The 21399-nt window shown below is 44.2% G+C and carries 20 protein-coding genes and 1 pseudogene; 1 reads left to right on the top strand and 20 read right to left on the bottom strand.

Annotated features, from left to right (window positions below):
• The 20 genes and pseudogenes from DXC01_RS06975 to DXC01_RS21430 form a co-directional block, all read right to left on the bottom strand.
• On the bottom strand, positions 1-1158 hold the full coding sequence (locus DXC01_RS06975; RefSeq protein ID WP_022215404.1) for a tetratricopeptide repeat protein: 1158 nt from the start codon (positions 1156-1158) through the stop codon (positions 1-3).
• Positions 1155-2504 (bottom strand): phosphoglucosamine mutase, encoded by a 1350-nt coding sequence (gene glmM / locus DXC01_RS06970; RefSeq protein ID WP_118698604.1) that lies wholly within the window; start codon positions 2502-2504, stop codon positions 1155-1157. Before glmM ends, DXC01_RS06975 begins: the two co-directional genes overlap by 4 nt.
• Positions 2505-2535: 31 nt before the next feature.
• Positions 2536-3453, bottom strand: coding sequence for a nucleotidyltransferase family protein (locus DXC01_RS06965; protein ID WP_118252115.1), 918 nt, complete (start codon positions 3451-3453; stop codon positions 2536-2538).
• A gap of 15 nt (positions 3454-3468) precedes the next feature.
• Positions 3469-4545, bottom strand: a complete 1077-nt coding sequence (prfA, locus tag DXC01_RS06960; protein WP_022215407.1) for a peptide chain release factor 1 — start codon at positions 4543-4545, stop codon at positions 3469-3471.
• Entirely contained in the window at positions 4538-5431 is an 894-nt protein-coding gene (gene prmC, locus DXC01_RS06955) for a peptide chain release factor N(5)-glutamine methyltransferase (protein WP_022215408.1), read from the bottom strand. The genes prfA and prmC overlap by 8 nt, the downstream gene beginning before the upstream one ends.
• Positions 5415-6413 (bottom strand): DUF1385 domain-containing protein, encoded by a 999-nt coding sequence (locus tag DXC01_RS06950; RefSeq protein WP_118698603.1) that lies wholly within the window; start codon positions 6411-6413, stop codon positions 5415-5417. Before DXC01_RS06950 ends, prmC begins: the two co-directional genes overlap by 17 nt.
• A gap of 84 nt (positions 6414-6497) precedes the next feature.
• Positions 6498-6701 carry a 50S ribosomal protein L31 gene (gene rpmE / locus DXC01_RS06945; RefSeq protein ID WP_022215410.1) on the bottom strand — a complete coding sequence of 68 codons (204 nt, stop codon included), beginning with the start codon at positions 6699-6701 and terminating at the stop codon, positions 6498-6500.
• A gap of 109 nt (positions 6702-6810) precedes the next feature.
• Entirely contained in the window at positions 6811-8361 is a 1551-nt protein-coding gene (rho, locus tag DXC01_RS06940; protein WP_118252117.1) for a transcription termination factor Rho, read from the bottom strand.
• Positions 8362-8393: 32 nt separating this feature from the next.
• A complete protein-coding gene (locus DXC01_RS06935; protein WP_022215412.1) occupies positions 8394-8894 on the bottom strand; it encodes a COG2426 family protein in 501 nt (166 codons plus the stop codon).
• An 11-nt stretch (positions 8895-8905) separates the two neighbouring features.
• Entirely contained in the window at positions 8906-9964 is a 1059-nt protein-coding gene (gene hisC / locus DXC01_RS06930) for a histidinol-phosphate transaminase (RefSeq protein ID WP_118698602.1), read from the bottom strand.
• A 41-nt stretch (positions 9965-10005) separates the two neighbouring features.
• Positions 10006-10851: an AraC family transcriptional regulator gene (locus DXC01_RS06925; RefSeq protein WP_022215414.1), complete on the bottom strand. Its 846-nt coding sequence runs from the start codon at positions 10849-10851 to the stop codon at positions 10006-10008.
• A gap of 130 nt (positions 10852-10981) precedes the next feature.
• Positions 10982-11971, bottom strand: a pseudogene (locus tag DXC01_RS06920) (NAD(P)-dependent malic enzyme).
• 89 nt (positions 11972-12060) lie between these two features.
• Positions 12061-12789, bottom strand: coding sequence for a FadR/GntR family transcriptional regulator (locus DXC01_RS06915; protein ID WP_118698601.1), 729 nt, complete (start codon positions 12787-12789; stop codon positions 12061-12063).
• 206 nt (positions 12790-12995) lie between these two features.
• Complete coding sequence (locus DXC01_RS06910) at positions 12996-14012, bottom strand: DUF5050 domain-containing protein (protein WP_118698600.1); 1017 nt, start codon at positions 14010-14012, stop codon at positions 12996-12998.
• Position 14013: 1 nt separating this feature from the next.
• Positions 14014-14907, bottom strand: coding sequence for a serine/threonine protein kinase (locus tag DXC01_RS06905; protein WP_158583623.1), 894 nt, complete (start codon positions 14905-14907; stop codon positions 14014-14016).
• A gap of 46 nt (positions 14908-14953) precedes the next feature.
• Complete coding sequence (locus DXC01_RS06900; protein ID WP_118698598.1) at positions 14954-16321, bottom strand: hypothetical protein; 1368 nt, start codon at positions 16319-16321, stop codon at positions 14954-14956.
• Positions 16287-16853, bottom strand: a complete 567-nt coding sequence (locus tag DXC01_RS06895; RefSeq protein WP_118698597.1) for a hypothetical protein — start codon at positions 16851-16853, stop codon at positions 16287-16289. Before DXC01_RS06895 ends, DXC01_RS06900 begins: the two co-directional genes overlap by 35 nt.
• A gap of 425 nt (positions 16854-17278) precedes the next feature.
• Positions 17279-18055: a fibronectin type III domain-containing protein gene (locus DXC01_RS06890; protein WP_147399626.1), complete on the bottom strand. Its 777-nt coding sequence runs from the start codon at positions 18053-18055 to the stop codon at positions 17279-17281.
• Positions 18056-18172: 117 nt separating this feature from the next.
• Positions 18173-19564, bottom strand: a complete 1392-nt coding sequence (locus DXC01_RS06885; RefSeq protein WP_118698595.1) for an alanine/glycine:cation symporter family protein — start codon at positions 19562-19564, stop codon at positions 18173-18175.
• A gap of 496 nt (positions 19565-20060) precedes the next feature.
• Positions 20061-20360 carry a glycoside hydrolase family 30 beta sandwich domain-containing protein gene (locus DXC01_RS21430; RefSeq protein WP_118698644.1) on the bottom strand — a complete coding sequence of 100 codons (300 nt, stop codon included), beginning with the start codon at positions 20358-20360 and terminating at the stop codon, positions 20061-20063.
• On the opposite strand from DXC01_RS21430, the gene DXC01_RS06875 reads away from it, so the two are divergent.
• Positions 20247-20912 carry an energy-coupled thiamine transporter ThiT gene (locus DXC01_RS06875; protein WP_118698594.1) on the top strand — a complete coding sequence of 222 codons (666 nt, stop codon included), beginning with the start codon at positions 20247-20249 and terminating at the stop codon, positions 20910-20912. The two genes, DXC01_RS21430 and DXC01_RS06875, sit on opposite strands and share 114 nt — an antisense overlap.
• Positions 20913-21399 lie beyond the last annotated feature (487 nt).

Raw genomic sequence — 21399 nt, 5'->3', positions numbered from 1 at the left:
TTAATAACTCTCCTCGGAAGATTCGTCTGTGCCAGTATCTGCTGATTCCTCCGCTGTACTTTCATTGGAAGTGTCTGCCTCACTGGCATCCCCTGCCGCTGCCTGGTTTCCAACTCTTGACTGAAGGAAGGTCAGTTCCTTCGCTGCTGCATCATCATCCTTAAATGTCTGTACATATTCCTGGGCTTTGGAAAGTGCGGTAGAAAAATCCAGTTTTTTCTCATAGACAACGATCTCGTTGAACAGAAGATCTCTCATCTCATCCGATGTCGCATCTCCGAGACCCTGGCTGATATTCTGAAGTGCACTGTCATAATCTCCATCTGAGATATCGCAGAGTGCCAGACCATTATAGCCCTTCGCCGGATCATCTCCATCCGCATCAATATACTGCTGATAAAAGCTACGGGCATTGGAAGTATCTCCCTGCGCCATATATACCATGCCAAGGATCAGTGTTGCCTCTGTGCTGCCTTTATCAGCAGCTGTTGTAAGCTCTGTCCTGGCATTCTCATAATCATCCATATAATAATAAACTTTGCCACGTTCGCAGTAATCATCGGCTGTCTTTGCCTCTGTCTTAAGTGCAGCTTCCAGGTATCTCGTGCCGTCAGCTTCCATATCCTGTCCCAGATATGCCTCGTAGATCTGGATCGCCATCTCATAAGTAGAATCACTTCCATAGGCTTCTGAGAAATTGGAGGAAGCCTCATCATAAGAATCCATGGCAAGCGCCACACAGCCCGTAAGATAATAATCATTCGCATTCAGCGAATAATCCTCAGCCAGCGTCTGACAGTCTGCCATCGCCTGATCATACAATTCTGCCTTGAGTTCTGCTGCAGCACGGTATTCCAGAAGATCCTTTCTGTCAGACTTGCCCGTTTTCTCATCATTCAGCGCATTTGTCAGGTCATCGATCGCCCCCTGATAATCGCCGGTACGCAGTTTGACAATTCCTGATCCCCTGTAAGACTGTGCCAGCTTATATCCGGCAGAAATACAGGCCTGGTATTCATTCAGTGCATAATCATAGTTAGCCTCTTCCAGATCTGCATTTGCCTGCTCATATGTTTTTTGATTTTCTCCACCACAGCCGGTCAGGAGCAATGCTCCAAGACCGGCTGCCAGCAGACATATGATTTTTTTGTTTCTCATCCTTCTACAATTAATCCTTCTGATTCCATCACCTGTACCACATGATTTACATGCTCTGCACAGATATCCTCTGTACCAGCTTCTACCATAACACGGATCAGTGGTTCTGTTCCACTCTCTCTCACAAGGATACGGCCGTCTGTTCCAAGTGCTCTTGCAACATCCTCAACAGCTTTTACAACTGCCGGATTTTCTCTTGCCGTCTTCTTGTCTGCCACACGGACATTGCGGAGAATCTGCGGGTACACTTTCATTTCTTTTGCAAGGTCACAGAGAGTTGCTTTCTGCTCGACACATGCCTCCATGAGCATGAGAGATGTCAGGATACCGTCACCGGTAGCTGCATAACGGCTGAAAATGATATGTCCGGACTGCTCGCCTCCGATACTGTAATCGTTTTCCATCATGTTCTCTGCTACATATTTGTCGCCGACTGCTGTCTGCTCATAATTGATTCCTTCTCTTTCAAGGGCTTTGTACAGACCCATGTTTGACATAACCGTAGTAACAACAGTATTTCCCTTGAGTTTGCCCTGTGATTTGAGATATTTACCGCAGACATACATGATCTTGTCGCCATCGATGATGTTTCCCTTATGGTCAACTGCGATACAGCGGTCTGCATCACCATCATAGGCAAAGCCTACATCCAGTCCATGATCTACAACATATTTCTGCAGAACTTCGATATGTGTGGAACCGCAGTTTCTGTTGATGTTTGTTCCATCAGGCTCATCGTTGATCACATAAGTCTTGGCTCTCAGCGCATCAAATACACTCTTGGCGATCGCAGAGGAACTTCCGTTGGAGCAGTCAAGACCGATCTTGATATTCTTGAAATCACAGCTTGGGATAGAGATCAGATGACCGATATAACGGTTACGTCCGGAAGCAAAGTCAACGGTACGTCCGATATCTTCTCTTGTCGCATATGGAAGTTCTTCCAGTCTGCCGTCCAGATATGCCTCGATCCTTGCCTCTACCTCTGCTTCGATCTTCTGTCCGTTTCCGTTCAGAAGCTTGATTCCATTATCATAAAATGGATTGTGGCTTGCAGAGATCATGACTCCACAGTCAAAATCCTCTGTGCGGACAACATAAGAAACACTTGGAGTTGTCGTTACATGAAGAAGATATGCATCTGCTCCGGAAGCGGTCAGTCCTGCTGCCAGTGCATATTCAAACATATAGCTGCTTCTTCTTGTATCCTTGCCGATCACGATCTTTGCTTTGTGCTCACGACCATAGTACCAGCCCACATAACGGCCTACCTGAAATGCATGATTTGCTGTCAGCTGTACGTTGGCTTCTCCACGGAAACCATCTGTTCCAAAATATTTACCCATCTTATGTCACTCTCCTTAGATCCAGATTAAATCATTTATAAAGCTGTGCCGGATATACTCCGTCTTCTACAAGTTTTTTGAATGCGGCTGTTACAGCAGCTTTATCTTCCTGATAAGTTACGCCGAACCAGGTATCCTTTGTCTCAAGTACATCTACTTTTGCCTTGCCATCTTTGATGAGACGGTCGATCATTTCCGGAAGAAGATATTCTTTCTTGATATCTCCCTCTTCTACATTCTGAAGGAAATCTACGAAACCTTTTTCCAGAGTATCCATGAATGCCGGTGTCAGTCCCCACATGTTCATGGAAACAAGACTTCTGATATCCAGTTTCTCTACATTTCCATTGTCATCTCTTGCTTCTGCACCGTCTGCTGTCTTGAAAATATTGTGTGTCTCTGTAACACCAACCAGTGCACCGTCCTCGATGTGGCATACACCTCTGGTAACGCTTCCGTTATCACTTAAGGTATTTCCAAGACGGAATCCTGCCATGCAGATGTGATGGATTCCATCTTCTGGCTGTTCCTGTACCAGATAATCATGGACTTTGACATATGCTTCCTTACCGTAATAATCATCTGCATTAATTACCATGAATGGCTCGTCAAGAACTGCCTTTGCAGCAAGGACTGCCTGCCCTGTTCCCCATGGTTTTGTACGGTCTGCCGGTTTCTCAAATCCTTCTGGAAGATCATCCAGGGACTGGAATGCGTATGCAACTTCTGTAACTTTCTCGATCCTCTCACCGATCACGCGGCGGAATTCTTCTTCCAGGTCCTTGCGGATGATAAATACAACTTTATTGAATCCTGCCTCCAGTGCATCATGAATAGAGTAGTCCATAATGATCTCACCATTAGGTCCTACTGGTGCAAGCTGTTTGATTCCTTTTCCAAAGCGACTTCCGATTCCGGCTGCCATGATTACAAGTGCAGTTTTTTTCATTTGAAGTTCCTCCCTTTATTCTTCTTCATTTAATGAACTTAATTTAGCTGCCTGGTCTGCGGCGATCAGGCTGTCGATGATCTCATCCAGGTCACCACCGAGAATGCTTTCCAGGCGATGAAGAGTAAGTTTGATCCTGTGGTCTGTCACACGTCCCTGCGGGAAGTTGTAAGTACGGATCTTCTCGGAACGGTCACCGGTTCCAATCTGGCTTCTTCTTGCTTCTGCCTCTGCGTCATGCTGCTTTGCCAGTTCCATCTCATACAGACGGGAACGAAGTACCTTGAGTGCTTTGTCCTTGTTCTTGAGCTGGGATTTCTCATCCTGACAGGAAATAACGATTCCTGTCGGAATATGTGTCAGACGTACCGCAGAGTCCGTGGTGTTGACACACTGTCCACCGTTACCGGACGCACGGAATACGTCAAATTTACAGTCATTCATATCCAGGTGGAAGTCGATCTCCTCTGCCTCCGGCATGATCGCTACAGTACAGGTGGAAGTATGGATACGTCCGCCGGATTCTGTCTCCGGTACACGCTGTACACGGTGTACTCCGCTCTCATATTTCAGGCGGGAATAAGCACCCTGTCCCTGGATCATGAAAGTGACTTCCTTGAATCCGCCGATGCCGTTCTCATTGAGACTCATCATCTCTGTCTTCCATCTTCTGGATTCTGCGTATTTCACATACATACGGTAGATCTCTGCTGCAAAAAGCGCCGCCTCATCACCGCCGGCACCTGCACGGATCTCCACGATAACGTTCTTGCTGTCATTTGGGTCTTTTGGAAGAAGCAGGATCTTGAGTTCCTGTTCCAGTTCTTCCACGCGCTTCTTGGCATCGGAAAGTTCTTCCTTGAGCATTTCGCGCATATCCTCATCCTTCTCCTCTTCCAGCATGGAAAGGCTGTCCTGGATGGTTTCTTTGTTTTTCTTGTATTCTGTATAAGTGTCTACGATAGGCTGCAGATCACTCTGTTCCTTCATCAGCTTCTGAAAACGTTCCTGGTTGTCTGTCACGCCCGGTTCTCCGAGTTCATTCAGAACTTCCTCGAAACGAATCAGCAAGTCATCAAGTTTATCAAACATGCTGTTCCTCCTGCATTTGCTTTTTACCAATTACCACTCTGTCAAGTCCTGCAAGATCTTTCTTTACAGCGACATCGACAAAGCCATTCTGTCTCATGATCGCAGATACATCTGCTCCCTGCTCACAGCCGATCTCGTACATCAGCCAGCCGCCCGGTTTGAGATAGCTGCCCGCCTGTTCGGTGATCCTGCGGTAAAAATAAAGGCCATCCTCGCGCCCGTCCAGAGCCAGTACCGGATCATGAAACCTTACTTCATCCATCAACTGCTGAATATCCGCCGTAGGTATATAAGGCGGATTTGAAATAAGCATATCATATTCCAAGGATGTATTTCCACTGTTTTTCTGAAAATAATCTCCCGAAAATGTATCACTTTGTACCAAAACTGCCCGTTCTTCGAGATTCAGGTTTTTTCTGTTCTGTCCGGCAACCTTAAGTGCGTCCTCAGAAATATCAACGCCGGTTCCAAAAGCATCCGATCTCTCCATAAGGATACTTAAAAGCAGGCATCCAGATCCCGTACACATATCCAGGATCTTCGGATTCGGGATCTCCTTCAGACGGTCCAGTGCTTCCTCCGCCAGAACCTCTGTGTCCTGCCGCGGCACGAGGACTCTCTCATCCACATAAAAATCATATCCCATAAAGCACGCCTGATGTGTCAGATGCTGAAGCGGGATATGCTCTGCTCTTTGTTTACATAATTCAAGATATTTGAGGGCTGTTTTTTCTCCTGCTTCCGTTTCCGGGTGAGCATAGTACCAGGCACGGCCGATATCTGCCGTATACTCCAGAAGGAGCCAGGCATCCAACCTGGCTTCTTCAATCCCCGCACTTACAAGAAGCTGTGTTCCCTCAGTCAACAGCTCATGAAATGTCTGCATGGTCTTCCTCATTTTCTTCATCCGGCTCCCAGCCGAACTCATCTTTCAGATATTGTTTCCAGTCAAAAACTGCTTCTACTGCCTTGATTGCAACCTCAACCATGTCCGGTGTCGGCTCCTTGGTCGTAAGTTTCTGCATTGCCAGACCCGGCTTACTGAAAAAATCTGCCAGTTTGCTGTCCGTTCTTCCGGCCCACTGAATCATCTCGAAGGAGATTCCCGCCACGACCGGCACCATCAGGAGACGTCCGAAAAGGCGGACCCAGTAAACAGGCACCAGCACAAAAACAAAATGCAGGCAGATACTCACCAGCATGACCAGAAACAGGAAACTGGTTCCACAACGCTTATGCTGTCTGGAACTTGCCATTACATTCTCTACTGTCAGAGGCATTCCATGCTCCACACAGTTGATGCATTTATGCTCCGCTCCATGATACATGAAGGTCCTCTGGATATCCTTCATTCTGGAGATCAGGAACATATATCCCAGAAACAGTGCCAGTTTCACAAAAGCCTCCGCCACAGTCACTCCAAACTCAGAAGCTCCGACCTTACGAAGAAGGCTTGCCAGTGCATACGGAAGCAGCATAAAAGCTGCTACGGAGACAACAATGGAAATCGCAACCGTTATGTACAGAAGCCACTGGAACTGCTTTGCTTCCTTCTCTTTCTTGGCAGAAAGTTCTTCCTCTGAAAGTTTCGCATTCTTTGCCGCTTCTTCCTCGTCCTCCTCGTCTCCTGCGATCTCTGCCGAGTACATGAGGCACTTGGTTCCGACTACAAGTCCGTCCACAAAGCTGACCACACCACGGATGATCGGCTTCTTAAGGAAAGAAGCCTTACCGAAGGTGCACTTGTAATCCTCAACCTTCAATTCTATTTCTTTATCCGGACGGCGTACTGCAACTGCATATTTGTCCTTGTGGCGCATCATGATACCTTCCATTACCGCCTGTCCGCCAATGTTTGATGGTTTCATATATCACTCCAATTATCCACAGAAGCAAAGAAAGGTTGAGATTTCCCAACCTCAACCTGTTCTCTAGTTTCTTATTCTGTCTGATTATTTGTTTAAGCCGTATTTTCTGTTGAACTTATCAATACGTCCGCGAGCCTGAGCCGCTTTCTGCTGTCCTGTGTAGAATGGATGGCATTTGGAACAGATTTCTACGTGGATATCTTTCTTTGTAGATCCTGTTACGAATGTGTTTCCACAGTTGCAGGTTACAGTTGCCTGATAGTAGTTCGGATGGATTCCTTCACGCATGATTTTCACCTCTCTATGTTCGTTCTATTTTCTATTCGTATTAATTTGACGAATTTACTATTTCACAGCTTTCTGATTATAACACAATGAATATTGAATTGCAAGCTATTTATAAAAATTTCTGTTTTTTTGCCATCTGGACAAATTCTGCATTTGTCTTTGTCCTGGAGAACATGTTCAGGATCTGCTCTACTGCATCTTCAGCCTTGAGGCTGTTCAGTGCTTTACGCATATTATAGACAGCTTCCTGCTCTTCTTTACTAAGAAGAAGGTCCTCTCTTCTGGTACCTGATTTCTGAATATCGATTGCAGGGAAGACTCGTTTTTCCTGGAGTTTACGGTCAAGTACAAGCTCCATGTTACCGGTTCCCTTGAATTCTTCATAAATGACATCGTCCATCTTGCTTCCGGTCTCTACAAGTGCCGTTGCAAGGATCGTCAGGCTTCCGCCCTCCCTCATATTACGTGCCGCGCCAAAAAATCTCTTCGGCATATGAAGGGCTGCCGGATCCAGACCACCGGAAAGCGTTCTTCCACTTGGATTTACACAGAGATTGTATGCCCTGGCAAGTCTCGTAATGGAGTCAAGGAGGATCGTAACATCCTGCTTATGCTCTACAAGACGGCGTGCACGCTCAACGACCATCTCTGAAACTCGTCTGTGATGCTCCGGAAGTTCGTCAAATGTAGAATAAATAACCTCTACATTGCTGCCCTGGATTTCTTCCTTGATATCAGTTACTTCCTCCGGACGCTCATCGATCAGAAGAATGATGAGATGCATATTCGGGCTGTTTTTGAGGATAGATTTGGCCACATCCTTGAGAAGTGTGGTCTTACCAGCCTTCGGTGGAGATACGATCATGCCTCGCTGACCTTTACCGATCGGGCTTAACAGATCCATGATACGCATGGCAACTGTACCGCCCGGACGCTCCATACGAAGTCTCTCATTCGGGAAGATCGGAGTCATATCTTCGAAATTATAACGTCTCTGTCCTTCACTTGGATGGAATCCATTGATCGAATCCACATAGAGAAGTGCACTGAACTTCTCACCCTGTGTCTTGATGCGGATGCTTCCTTTAAGGATATCGCCGGTCTTCAGATTGAAGCGGCGGATCTGGGACGGTGAAACATAGATATCATTTTCTCCCGGCAGATAATTTTCACAGCGGATAAAACCGTATCCATCCGGAAGCACTTCCAGAATGCCATCTGCTTTCTCGCCGCTGTCAAGCTGCGCTGTCTCTGACGGGGCTTTAAAAAACTCCGGAGTTCTCTCCTGATAGTCCTCCTGACTGCGATATGCATAACCTTCCGGATTTCGTTCCTGATAGTTGTTCCGCTCCTGATAATTTCGTCTCTCATTATTATCATAAAAAGTACGGTTTTCACGAGTTCTGAAACTCTGACGTGCTGATTTTTCATTTGCCCGTTCAAAATATCTCTGTTCTCTCACCACTTCCTGTGGTTTTTCAGTCTGAACGCTCTTCTGTACCTTTGGTGCAGATTCTTTCTGAGCAGCCTCCTTCTCATCCTCCTCAAGCATACGGTTGATCAGTTCCGGCTTTCTCAGAGTGGAAATTCCCCTTAATCCCCTTGCTTTTGCAAGGTCTTTCAATGTTGCCAGCGGCAACGATTCATATTTTTCTCTCATAAAAAACCTCTCATTTTTCTTCTTACAGGTCCTTAATGAATCAGATTTCCAAGAACGCCATAAGAAACTATACTCATGATAACAGTTGCCATAATAAGACCACAGAAAATTGCGATCGAAGATTTCTTGATATCTACTTCCAGAAGAGATGCGATCAGTGAGCCTGTCCATGCACCGGTTCCCGGAAGCGGGATTCCTACAAACAGCAAAAGCCCCAGAAATTCATATCTCTTGATCTGGTCACTCTTGCCCATTGCACGGTTTTCCATTTTTATAATAAGTCCACGGAAAATTTTTGTTTTTTTGAGCCATTTGAAGATTTGTTTGATAAACAACAGAATAAACGGGATCGGAATTATATTTCCTAAAATACAGATGGGAATCGCTTTCACCATAGATATATTAAGAAGCGATGCTGCCAGAAGTCCGCCCCTTAGTTCCAGGATTGGAATCATGGAAATAATAAAGATCACCATTTCTCTTGAGATATGCTGCCCAAGAGTATTTGTAAACCAGTTTACTAAAACTTCCAATATATTTCTCCTTATTCAGATAAATAGTCTCTGAGGAATCCAATAAAAGTTTCCATTTCTTCTCTGGTTCCTACAGTAATGCGAAGATGATTTCCTGTTCGTCCACCCGGGAAATATCTCACATAGATGTGGCGTTCACGCAGTGCTTTAAACAGATCCTCTGCCGGACAGGTCTCATGCGTTGCAAAAATAAAGTTTGCCTTGGAGTCCTCAAAAGAAAAGCCGAGTTTGCTGAGTTCCTTCTTTGTCCACTCTCTTGTCTCTATGATCTTATGACAGGTCTCGCAGAAATACTCCTGATCTTTGACTGCTGCCACACCTGCTGCCAGGGCGGTTCTGTCCATAGTATAAGAGTTGAAAGAATATTTGGCATCATTCAGATATTTAATCAGTTTCGGTGAACCCATTGCAAAACCGATTCTCATTCCCGCCATAGACCTGGACTTGGAAAATGTCTGAACGATCAGAAGATTCTCGTATTTTTCGATGAGAGGAAGCGCTGACTGTGAGCCAAAATCCACATAGGCTTCATCTACGATCACAATCACATCCTGATTGTGTGCAACAATGTCCTCCACTTCAGAAAGCGGCATTACCACACCTGTTGGTGCATTTGGATTCGGAAATACAATTCCTCCATTTTCCCCGAAGTAATCTTCTTTGCGAATGTGGAAATGCTCATCCAGTACCGGCCTCTCATACGGAATACGGAAAAGATCTGCCCATACATCGTAGAAAGAATAAGTGATATCCGGAAACAGGATTGGTTTCTCACTGTTAAAGAAAGTAAGGAAACTCATTGCAAGTACATCATCAGACCCTACGCCTACAAACACCTGATTATCCGAAAGCCCGTAAGTATCAGCAATTGCGCGTACAAGATCCAGTGCTGCCGGATCCGGATAAAGTCTCAGTGTATCGGTATCCATATTGCGAAGCACTTCTCGTACTCCCGGCGCCGGCGGATATGGGTTTTCATTTGTATTCAGTTTGATCATATCCGGCTGATTTGGCTGTTCTCCCGGAGTATACGGAACAACTTTGCGGATATTGTTTTCCCAGTTTGCCATATCTTAATCCCCTTTCACATATCTGCTATTGTACCTATTCTTTAGATATTTGTCAAAGATTTCTTCTTATTCTGGCTGTTCTTTCTGTACTTCAGAGGTGTTGTCCCCGTCTGCCTGTGAAACTCCCGCAGAAAATTGCCGAGATTATTATATCCACACTCCATTGCAACTTCTGTCACAGACTCGTCCGTATCCTCCAGAAAATGCATTGCCTGACGGATCCGAAACTCATTGATATATACCATCGGTGAACGTCCGATGCTTTTCTTAAAAAAGCGGCAGAAATACTGTTCATTCATATTAATGAGTTTCGCCAGATCTCTTATGTATATTTTTTCGTCATAGTGTCCCTTTATATAAGAAAGAACTTTCTTGATCTCTTCAACACGCTTATTGCCATTCTCCGTCATAACAGTAAAAAGCTGATATTTCCACAGAACTGCAAGGATCCGGAGCAAAGAGGACTTAATGTACATCTGGCTCACCACATCATCGGTAACGCCGCCTTTGGTCATCCAGAGTTTCTCCGTCCCGTCTTTGTGAAAAATCATCAGGATCTCTTTGAAGTACTGGCGAATCTCCTCAAAAACAGCATCTCCTGGAAAAATCTGCCTCGGAAAAAGCAGCCGCCCGTTCTGGATCGGCTGGAGCAGTTCTATCTGCGCTGCATCATAAGATTCAAAACTCAGGACAGCCGGGTGAAACACAATTGCGTCCTCTCCCGACTCCTCTGAGCAGATTTTTGTAATGCTGTGCAGTTCTCCCGGATTAATGAAACAGATACATTCGGATTCAACCGGATAAACTTCCATGTTGACTTCCAAAAGAAAGCCACCTTTATCAAAATAAAGCATCTCTACTTCATCGTGCCAGTGATGTTTCACCATAACACCCTGACCTTTTGAACTTGTTCTGTATACAGCGCAGGGGAACGTTTTGGTCCCATGGCTTCGAATTTCTTTTAGTCTTGTATTTTCTTCTTTTTTCATCCTGAAATACAACTACCGAATCATACGGTCAGATGCGGGCTACGCCTGTTTTTCTTGCCGCTTCTGCAACTGCTTTCGCAACTGCCGGTCCCACTCTCTTGTCAAATGCCTTCGGAATAATATTGTCCTCAAAAAGTTCTTCATCTGAAATCAGATCTGCGATAGCCTTTGCTGCTGCAATCTTCATTTCTTCGTTGATATCACTTGCCCTTACGTCAAAAGCACCTCTGAACACGCCCGGGAATACCAGTACATTATTGATCTGGTTCGGGAAATCAGAACGTCCTGTTGCAATAACTCTGGCTCCGCCTTTTCTTGCCTCATCCGGCATGATCTCCGGTGGCGGGTTTGCCATGGCAAAAACGATCGCATCGTCTGCCATTGTGCTTACCATCTCTGCTGTGACAATATTCGGTGCAGATACGCCGACAAAGATATCTCTGCCCTTCATAGCAGTCTTGAGGTCTCCATGGATCTGTTCTTTGTTTGTCTTTTCTGCAATTTCTTTCTGTGCCGGGTTCATCCACTCTTCTCCCGGTGCAGGGATTCCCTTGCGTTCAACCATAACAACATCACCGATTCCAAGTTCCAGAAGGAGTTTACAGATAGAAATACCTGCAGATCCGGCACCATTGATGACTACCCTGGCCTCTGAGAATTTCTTATTCACAAGTCTGAGCGCATTAGTCAGCCCCGCAGATACTACGATCGCAGTTCCGTGCTGGTCATCGTGGAAAATCGGTATGTCACATTTTTCTTTGAGTTTCTTTTCGATTTCGAAACATCTCGGTGCGGAAATATCCTCCAGATTGACTCCGCCAAAAGATCCTGAGATCAGATAAATCGTATTTACAATCTAATCCACATCATTGCTCTTGATACAGAGCGGGAATGCATCTACATCACCAAAAGCCTTGAATAATGCACATTTTCCTTCCATAACAGGCATGCCGGCTTCCGGTCTGATGTTGCCCTTCCATTCTCCATGTAATCTTAAAGATTCTTTTGCGTAATCCATTTCTGTTATCCTCCGTGGAATCTTAGTATTTTGATGTTGCTGTTTTAATGTCTCTATTGTAATCTATTCATTATTTACTTTCAACACTTTCAGATACGTTTTCCCTCTGGTTTGCGCTCTTTCTGCATTTCATCCATATAACGCTCGATCGTATCCATGTGTTCAGACATGCAGTGTTCTGCCTGTTCCACATCGTTGTTGATGATTGCCTCTACCAGACGGTGATGCTGCTCATCTATGTCTTTGGATGAATTATTTTTTCTCATGATATAATCTCTGGTGCCGGATACAATGTTGTCCGTGAGCTGGTCTGCTGCTGCCAGAACACTGTAGACCATCGGATTATCCGCGATCTTTGCAATTTTGGTGTGAAGTTCACGGTCCAGCTCTCCCCTTGTCTTCTCATCTTCCTCTGAATCCAGACGGTCGAGGATCATCCAGAGTTCTGCTGCATCCAGCGGAGTACATTTCTTTGCAGCAAGGATTGCCGCTTCTCTCTCCAATGCTGCACGGAACTGCTGGTTCTGTTTCAGATATCCATTATTCAGCTTAAAAAGAATAGTCAAAGGCCCGATCAGCCAGGTATCCAGATTCTCAGTAATATAATTCCCGCCTCCCGGAACCGGTTTGATGATCCCAAGCAGTTCCAGTGCCCGCAGTACTTCTCTTACCGCCGGTCTGGACACGCCCATAGTCTCTGCCATTGTCCGCTCTGCCGGAAGTGCGTCACCTGCCTTTAGTTTTCCATTCTGGATATTATCTATGATCTGATTCAGAATCCCGTTAAATGCACGTTCATCTCCTATTTTTTTAAACATGATCTATGCCTCCGCATCCCGCTCTTCCCTGTACAGCTGATCCCGCCATACAAAAAACAGCGATTCTTTTCTTATTTATGTCTGTAAAATAAATATAGCATTTCTGCCAGTTTACAGCAAGCATTCCACACGATTCTGACTGCATTCTTTTCTATACAAGTTTCTGTTTCTTTAATAAAAAACTGCCCTGAGGCATTTTTTTGTATTTATGGTTCCTCTGCTGCATTTTCTGCATTTTCATTGTACCAGGTAGCAATCCGTTCTTTTTCCCCGGTACTGCGGTCCAGTCTCCATAATTCTGTGTTATTTTCACCCTGATCCGGCAGGAACTGTATAAAGAAAGTCGCATCTCCAACTTCATTACAGCCACTTATATACAGATTCATTCCGCCAAAATCGTATTGTGATACAGAACCATCTCGCATATTTCTTCTGTACAGTACAGTATTTCCATCTTCTGTCTTTTTGTAGTAAAGTCCATCTCCTGTGACAACTGATCTGGAAGCATTTCCCTTTTCAAGAACTACTTTCTTTCCTGTTTTTATATCATATCCACAGGTTGTCCAGGTATCACCATCCTGATAGATATAGCAGACTTTGCTTCCTACGATTCCCAGTACAGAACCTTCGATACTGTCGTCCTTCTGTATATTTTCAAATCCGGGCTCTGAAACATACCAGTCTCCGTCTTCAATCCCCGTAGAGACCCATATCTTTTCATTTCCATAACGAAAAACATAACTGCCGCTCTCTACATCCTCTCCTGTCGCAAGATCAATCTTTCTTCCATCGTAGTTCTGACTGCCATCACCGGAGGTATAATACAAATAATTATTATAGATACAGAATTTTGCATTAGGTTTCGCTGAATTTGTAAGAACCGTCTGATTATCTCCGTCCAGATCCATACGGATGATCTCACTCGACTGACCAGAAACTGTGCTGGATTTGCGCCAGTAGATCTTGTCCTGATAAATTGCCATCGTATCTTTGTACTGTCCGGAGATACAGTGATACCCTTTCTTTGCAACCTTATCCACAGTATAGATTTCTCCATTATATTCTCCAAATGTGCCGGAAGTCACAACTTCCCCGGTATTCGCATCCGTATCTTCTGCCGCCTGAACAGGCATCACACTGCTGTTTGCCACTACAAAGCTGCTGCAGATTACAGCCAGTAACAGTATCCACAATTTCCGTCGTTTCTCTGCTGCTTCTCTCATTTCACATTCCTCCCGAAAATTTTTCTACATCTTTTATCATAGACGCCATTTTCTGATAGCGGTTTTCTTTCCGAATACTCAATCCTCTTTTTAATATTTCTTCTATTACAGGAGGAATCGGGATTCCGAGCTGCGACGGCATGCGCAGATCATCATGTTCTGCCCGTCTGACGGATCTCATTGGTCTCTGTCCTGTGATTCCACGATATATAACTGCACTGAGCGCATAAACATCTGTCCATGGTCCCTGTTCATGTTCTGAGTACTGCTCCAGCGGAGCATAGCCATCCTTCAGTTCCATAGTATAGGTATTTCTGTTCAGATAATCTCTGGCAGACCCAAAATCCATCAGCTTCAATCCTGTCCCTGAAGCATCATTTTGTGCAAATTTAATATTATCCGGACTGATATCTCTGTGAATGATTCCAGACTCGTGAATTTTGTCCAGTGTCCGCATTACCGGAAGCAGCATGCCAAACATCTCTGCCGCCTCTACTCTTCCTTTTTTTCGGAAATATTCATTCAGCCCGGGACCATCGAGAAACTCCATGATAATATAAACCGTATTATTTGCTTCAAAATAACCATACACCCGAACCACATTCGGCTGTGAGGCAAACTTACTGAGCCGTCGTGCCTCTTCTACAAATTTCTGCTTTGCTTTCTCAAATTCCTGCTGGTCTTCTTCATTTGTCAGAACAACTCTGTTACCCTGCCGGTACATACAGCCCCTGTTATAAAACTCTTTGACAGCTACTTTCCTGTTTCCAAGCATTGCCTCATAAGTAACAGAAAATTCTCCCATCCGCAAAGTCCTCAAAATACGGCATTTTCCAGCCAAAACGATTCCTTCCGGAAGGCGATCTTCTCTAAGTGTTATTGTTATCTTTCCCATACGTGCTCTGTTCTCCATCCGTTATGCAGATTTTTATTGCAATCTCTCAGTCTATCAGAGTTCTGAGTTTTTTATTTTCACTTACAGCTCCCTGATACATATGATAGAGATAAAAATTCTTTTCGCTTCTTGCCGCATCTGCAACACTCTCCATGAGAAATCCCATGCGGTCATCCACCTCTAAATACTGGATCACAAAACGATCAAAGTCATCGCCGTCCCGCAGCATTGCATATCCACATTCCAGAAGAATCTGATCCAGTCTTTCTCTGGTCATCACTCTTTCTTTGTTTTCAAGAGATTCCTGTCCCATAAACAGAAGATAACAGATAAGTGTCGTCCTGTCCAGATCCGTCACTCCTTTGATATAACTGCGGACCGATTTCTCTCCGGAACGATTCTTCTGATAAGTTTGTCTCTTGCTTTCTTCCCTTGCATACTGACTGTCTTTCAGACATTCCTGTTCTTCTATCTCCTGCACTTTTCTTTGGATTACTTCTTCATCTGACAATTCATCCCATCCATCCTCATATGACCGGATCGCATGGGCAAGAAATTCGATTTCTTTCTCTGACATTCTACTGAGGCTTCCCTGATAACCATCCATCAGAATTTCCATCCAGTCTGTAGAAACATACTCAAAATAAAAATAATTAAATGCATCATAAATATTTCCAAAAGAAATCGCACAGTCCAGAAGCGCTTCACGAATTTCCTGGTCATCTTTAAACTTCTTTCGAAGAAGCTCTACGCACTTCAGTACATTCAGTTCTGCAAGTGTCTGTTCCTGACCAAAACCACTCTTTCTTGCTGCCAGGTATGCTTCTGTTTTCTCTTCGATATAATAGCACAGATATTTGCAGAAATAATATCTGGCTTTCTCACGGACCACACAGAAATCTTCCCGGTTGTCCTCCATAAATTTCAGAAAATCTTCTTCGGTAGTACTTTTTTCGATCTGTCTGCGAAGCTTTCTTGTAACTTTCTGAGTCTGAAGTTCCTCTTCTGTGATGTCAGAATTCTGGCGGACATATTCCCGAAGTTCCCGATATGTTACGGTCGAACTGTTAAACCACATATCGGTTCTGTCATCATTCATTTCCCGGCAGATCCTTTCCAGATTCAGCCACTCTTCGTAAGAAAATCCCTTCAGGAAAGCATAGATCAGCGTTGCCTCCACCTGATTACGGGCATACAGCTGTTCACACCCGTTCTCTTTTAACTTGCTGTCCAGCTCATCCAGTGTCATATGTGAAACAAAGCCTATTGCAATAAGACGATACCTCAGTGGAATTTTTTTCGCTTTTTTCACATCTGGCTTCATGCATTCCTCCAGAAGCTGTGCCATATCTTTCCTTCTGAAATCCTGTATCATCTTTTCAAATATCGACGCCATGTCTGATTTCCCTTTCATACTCCTGGTACTCCTGGCGAACCTGATTCTGTATACAGTCCGGCACCTTTCCTCTGCTCAATGCCTCAAAAATCTCTCTGTCATTCATGACGATGCGATTCATCTCTCCTGTTCTACGTATCAGTTCCGTTTCCCATCCATTTCTGAGTATGACCTTTCCTTTTAGTTGGACCGGGTTCATGGAATACTGTATATCATGCGTGAGTCTTTCATTACGTTTTGCCGCATACCAGCACATCAGTTTTTTGGCCTGTGCTTCGTTCTCCCATAGATTTGTCTGTACAAGTGTAAGTTGGCTGCTGCCCGGTATTATTTTTACTCTGTATTCTATAATGTCTTTTTTCTCTGATGCTTTCCGGTGATTGACCCGGAAAAGTATTTCGTCCTTTTTTTCATCCATAAATACCTTCCCTGCTCCGGCATTTTGCAGACAGTCTGAAACTTTCTGAAGCCAGTCTGCTGTCTCTTTCTGATTTTTCTGACCCGCTGCTGAAAAACAGTATCTTAATAATCCAATATCTCCATTTTCCATAATACACGCCCCTTTATTCTAATTATAATATTACACTATAATTTTACAATAAAAGATTTGCATATTTGTTTTTTTTATGGTATTTCAGACTGCCGCCTGATATTATTCGATACGAATGGACAGCATTTTTGCCTTTCCGCCATCAGCAAGTTCCGTATCTGCGGAATATGTTGTCGCTGTAATGATATCACCATTTTTCTTTTTCAAGAAGTTTCGTTGTGTCTTTTTTGCTGAAATCCTGTATCATTTTTTCGAATGTCGACGCCATATATGCTCCTTCTTCCCCTTTAAGTTTTGCTGAAAAAATTATACCATTTTTCTGTGCAAAAACCAATGGGATGTTGCATTAAGCAGGTGAACTCAAAATCAGGCACCCGGTTTCGAAAAGCCGGATGCCTGGGATATACAGATATTTTATTATTTTGCTATACTCTGACAGATCTTGTTGCAGAAGTTTTTGTGTATACTCTTGTTCCGTTTATGTTTTTGTAGCCACGGATTCTGTAGTAGTATCTGGCGTTTCTTCTGAGTCCGCGGTTTGTGCAGGAAGTAGTTCCTCTTCCGACGGTTGCAATTCGTCTGTAAGTGCCACGGGCAGAAGTGCTCCGGAAGATTTCATAGCCATCTACACCACTGAATCGTCTCCATGTTAATTTCGCGGCTCCGGAGTAAGCCTTTCTGAGTCCGCTAAAGGAAACTGCATTTGCAAACTGACCGGTAAGCCGTACGGAATAGCGGTGTTTTTCGCTGTTGGATCTATAAATATCTGCCTGACGGATATAATAAGAACCGCCGTTTAAATTCATTTTTATCTTGATATAACATCTATTTGAGCTTCTGTTATAAGACCATCCACTGTACACAGAACCGATTTCATTTCCACTGTTATTATAAACTCTGATAAAATCAAACGGAGAAGTTCCCTCTACAGAAATGGAAAGATATAGTTCCATTCTTGCCGGAATTTTCACATAAAAATAATCGTCATAACAGTCATATGGATCCATCAGCGTCGGTTTTACATTATTTCTTGCCGTTCCGTTGATCGTCCTGTTAAGATACATTGTTTTTGCAGTCCTCATCCAACTGTAAACTGCCGCCTGTGTCGTCTGTGTCGGTGTCAGGATTCCAGTGACCAATACTGCCACGATCATAATTGCACACGCTGTCTTTTTCCACATTATCTTTAAATTTTCCATCATGTTTCCTCCTTCAGAAGTATGTTCTGTTGTTTATACTTTCAGTATACTCCGGAGTTTTGCAAATTTGTTTTTTATAAAAAAAGTCTTCCAGAATTTTTGTTCCGGAAGACTTTTGATTTATTTTGCTTTTTTGCTTTCTTCGTATTTTTTGAGCTCTCGCAATGCTTTTTCGCCCTGCGGGTACAGGATGATGATGTTGAAGACTGTCATAAGGCCGATTCCCACATCGCCAAGGTCCCATACAAAAGTATAGGCCGCAAGACCGCCGATGAACAGCATAATAAGTGCAAGAACTTTGTATGCAGTCTGGGATGCCCAGTTATCTCCAAAAAGATAGGCCACATTGCTTCTCGCATAAAACAGGATTCCAAGGAAGGTGGAAAAACTAAACAGGAACAGTGTCGCTGCAATGAAGATCACGCCGAATCTTCCGAGATGATGTTCCATTGCCGTCTGCAGAAGATCCATCCCGGAAAGTCCTGCGACTTTTTCTTCCGGTGCGAGGAGCATGATCATTGCAGTACAGCTGCAGATCACGATCGTATCTACAAAAACACCAAGTGCCTGTACAAGTCCTGCCTTAACCGGCTGATCACATTCTGCCGCTGCTGCCGCACACGGTGCAGAGCCGGAACCTGCCTCGTTGGAAAACAGACCTCTCTTGATTCCATTCATCAGTACTGCGCCGAAACCGCCGGCTGCCGCCTGACGAAGTCCAAATGCTTCCTGAAAGATCCTTGCAAAAACTCCCGGAAGGCTTCCAATGTTCATCACAATAATTAAAATTGTGATTGCAAAATAGCACACTGCCATTACCGGCACAACCATATCAAGCACTTTGACTGTCGCATTCTTACGAAGCACGATCACTGCAGCAACTACAACCAGTACAACCGTCGTATAGATCGGCGGAATAGAAAATGCATTCTTAAAGGAAGAAACAACAGAATTGCTGATAACCTGGCTGATACCACACCAGCAGATCAGACCGGAGATTGCAAATAATACAGAGAGCACGACTTTCTTTCTCTTTTTGTGCTGTTTTTCTTCTATGTATGCATGGATATAGTATGCCGGACCGCCCCGGTAACCGCCATACAGCGGGTCTTTTTCTTTGTAGAGCTGTGCCAGTGTCGCCTCGATAAAGGCGGTGGACGAACCGATCAGTGCTGTGATCCACATCCAGAACACTGCCCCGGCTCCTCCGGCTGATATCGCCGCAACCACGCCGACCAGATTTCCCATACCAACTCTGGTCGCTGTCGATACGACCAGTGTCTGGAACGATGACAGGCTGTTTTTGTCCTTCTTCTTCTCAACCAGCGCACTTACCATATCCGGAAACAGACGGATCGGCAGGAAACGTGTCCTGATCGTAAAATAGATTCCTATAGGAATCAGCAGGATGATCAACAGTGAAATTCCAAGTGAACTGCCTCCCGGCAGCGGAATCCGCACCAGATTTCCCCACAGAAAGCTGTAAACTTTCTCAATTAAAGTAACAATCATAATTTAAATCCTCTCCCAATTTTCACACACGACCGAAACATAAGGCTCCGGACAGATACCATTTCAGTATAGCTCATAGTAACCTGTAAACACAAGTACTTTTGGGGTTTAAAGTCAAAAAACTTGAAAACGTTAAAGATTACATTTTTATATTTCAGTACTAAACATTTTATATTTTACGCCCATTTTGTTCTTATTTGTGTTATACTATAAATGCTGCCGACCCTCCAGCAGGAAGGAGGTGAATCTTATGGAAGAATTTTTATCCTCATTTCTTGTCTCCGTGTTAGCAAACGTAGTTAGCTACTACATATGCAAATGGCTGAGCGGAAGACGATAGGCAGCAACAGCCTAAACGGAACAGCTCACCGTTAACGAGCAAGAAAACCCCCAGAGCGGCAACTCTGGGGGTTTTCGTTTTGCCTTATGGAAGTTTATCCTCACTTCTTAGCTATTATTAGCATATGCCATAGTTATCGAAATGTCAACTATTAATTTATTTCCACTCCGTCATCACGCCGGACCCGATGGACTTCGGCTGAACAGTAATCTCTGTACAGTATTCTCCGAGGCGGATATGTGCTGTGAGTTCTTCATCGGTCCGGTTCAGGATGACGAAGGTAATCTTGTCATCTTTTTCGAAGGCTGTTATTTCAATCGAAGACGAGGGAGGTCTTATTTTATGTTTAACTTTATGGTTACAAGTGACGGCGGGCTGACTACAGCCGGATATGCCATCGCGATCATCGCCGGAATCGTTCTGTTTCTGGCTGCGATCTATTTTGCAGGCAAGCATTCAGAGAAACAGAAGCTTACTACAAGGCAGCTTGTGTTCTGTGCTGTGGCAATGGCGCTTGCTTTTGTTACTTCTTATCTGAAGATTTTTACTCTGCCGTGGGGTGGAAGTGTTACTCTTTGCAGTATGCTGCTCATTGTACTGGTTGCTAACTGGTATGGTGTTGGAACCGGTATTACTGTCGGTCTTGCTTATGGAATCCTGCAGTTTATCCAGGAGCCATATGTACTTTCCTTCTTCCAGGTTTGCTGTGATTATATTCTTGCGTTTGCTGCACTTGGCGTTGCGGGATTTTTTGCAAAGCAGAGCCATGGACTGCTTAAGGGATATATTGCGGCGGTTATCGCAAGGGGTGCGTTTCATGCACTTGGGGGATATCTGTATTGGATGAGTTATATGCCGGAAAATTTCCCGAAATCTCTGACTGCGGTTTATCCTATTGTGTATAATTATAGCTATCTGGTTGCAGAAGCTATTATTACTGTAATTGTGATTTCTATTCCGGCGGTGGCGAAGGCACTGGTGCAGGTTAAGAAGGCTGCAATTCAGTAATTAAAGGGGACTGCCCTTTGACCCGTTAATTTCATTGACATTTGGTTTTTTCAGGGTGTGTACCCTGGGGGATTTGTTTTACATTTGGAATGTAAGAAAACCGCGAAGGGACGTCGCCCGTCCCCTCGCCACCCCTGGGCTGGGTGTTTGACGGGAATTTTTTCTTATGTAGTACCCTTTGAAAAATTCTCTTGGTGTTTCAGGTCAGAAGACTTTCGTATGAATGATATCGCAATATGTAAGAATGGCAGGATTCTTCTCTTTTATATGGAGAAGATGTCCTGCCATTTTAGCATACTATTGGTTTATTGGTCGTAAATCAAGATTCCAGGGGCTGGAGCATCTAATTTTAAAGCTTGTATTGACCTGAGTAGAAATGATTGCAATTCAAACCATCTATTTTCGGTCGCTCTATGGACTCCCAGACACCTTACTCTTCTACAGGCCATTTTCCACCTAAATTTCTCTTGGTCCAATATATACTTAC

Origin of the sequence: Blautia sp. OM07-19 (genome assembly GCF_003481595.1) — a bacterium.
In the GTDB taxonomy this organism is placed as follows: domain Bacteria; phylum Bacillota; class Clostridia; order Lachnospirales; family Lachnospiraceae; genus Blautia_A; species Blautia_A intestinihominis.
The sequence above is the reverse complement of the archived record's forward strand: the minus strand, read 5'-3'. Positions and strand labels throughout refer to the sequence as shown.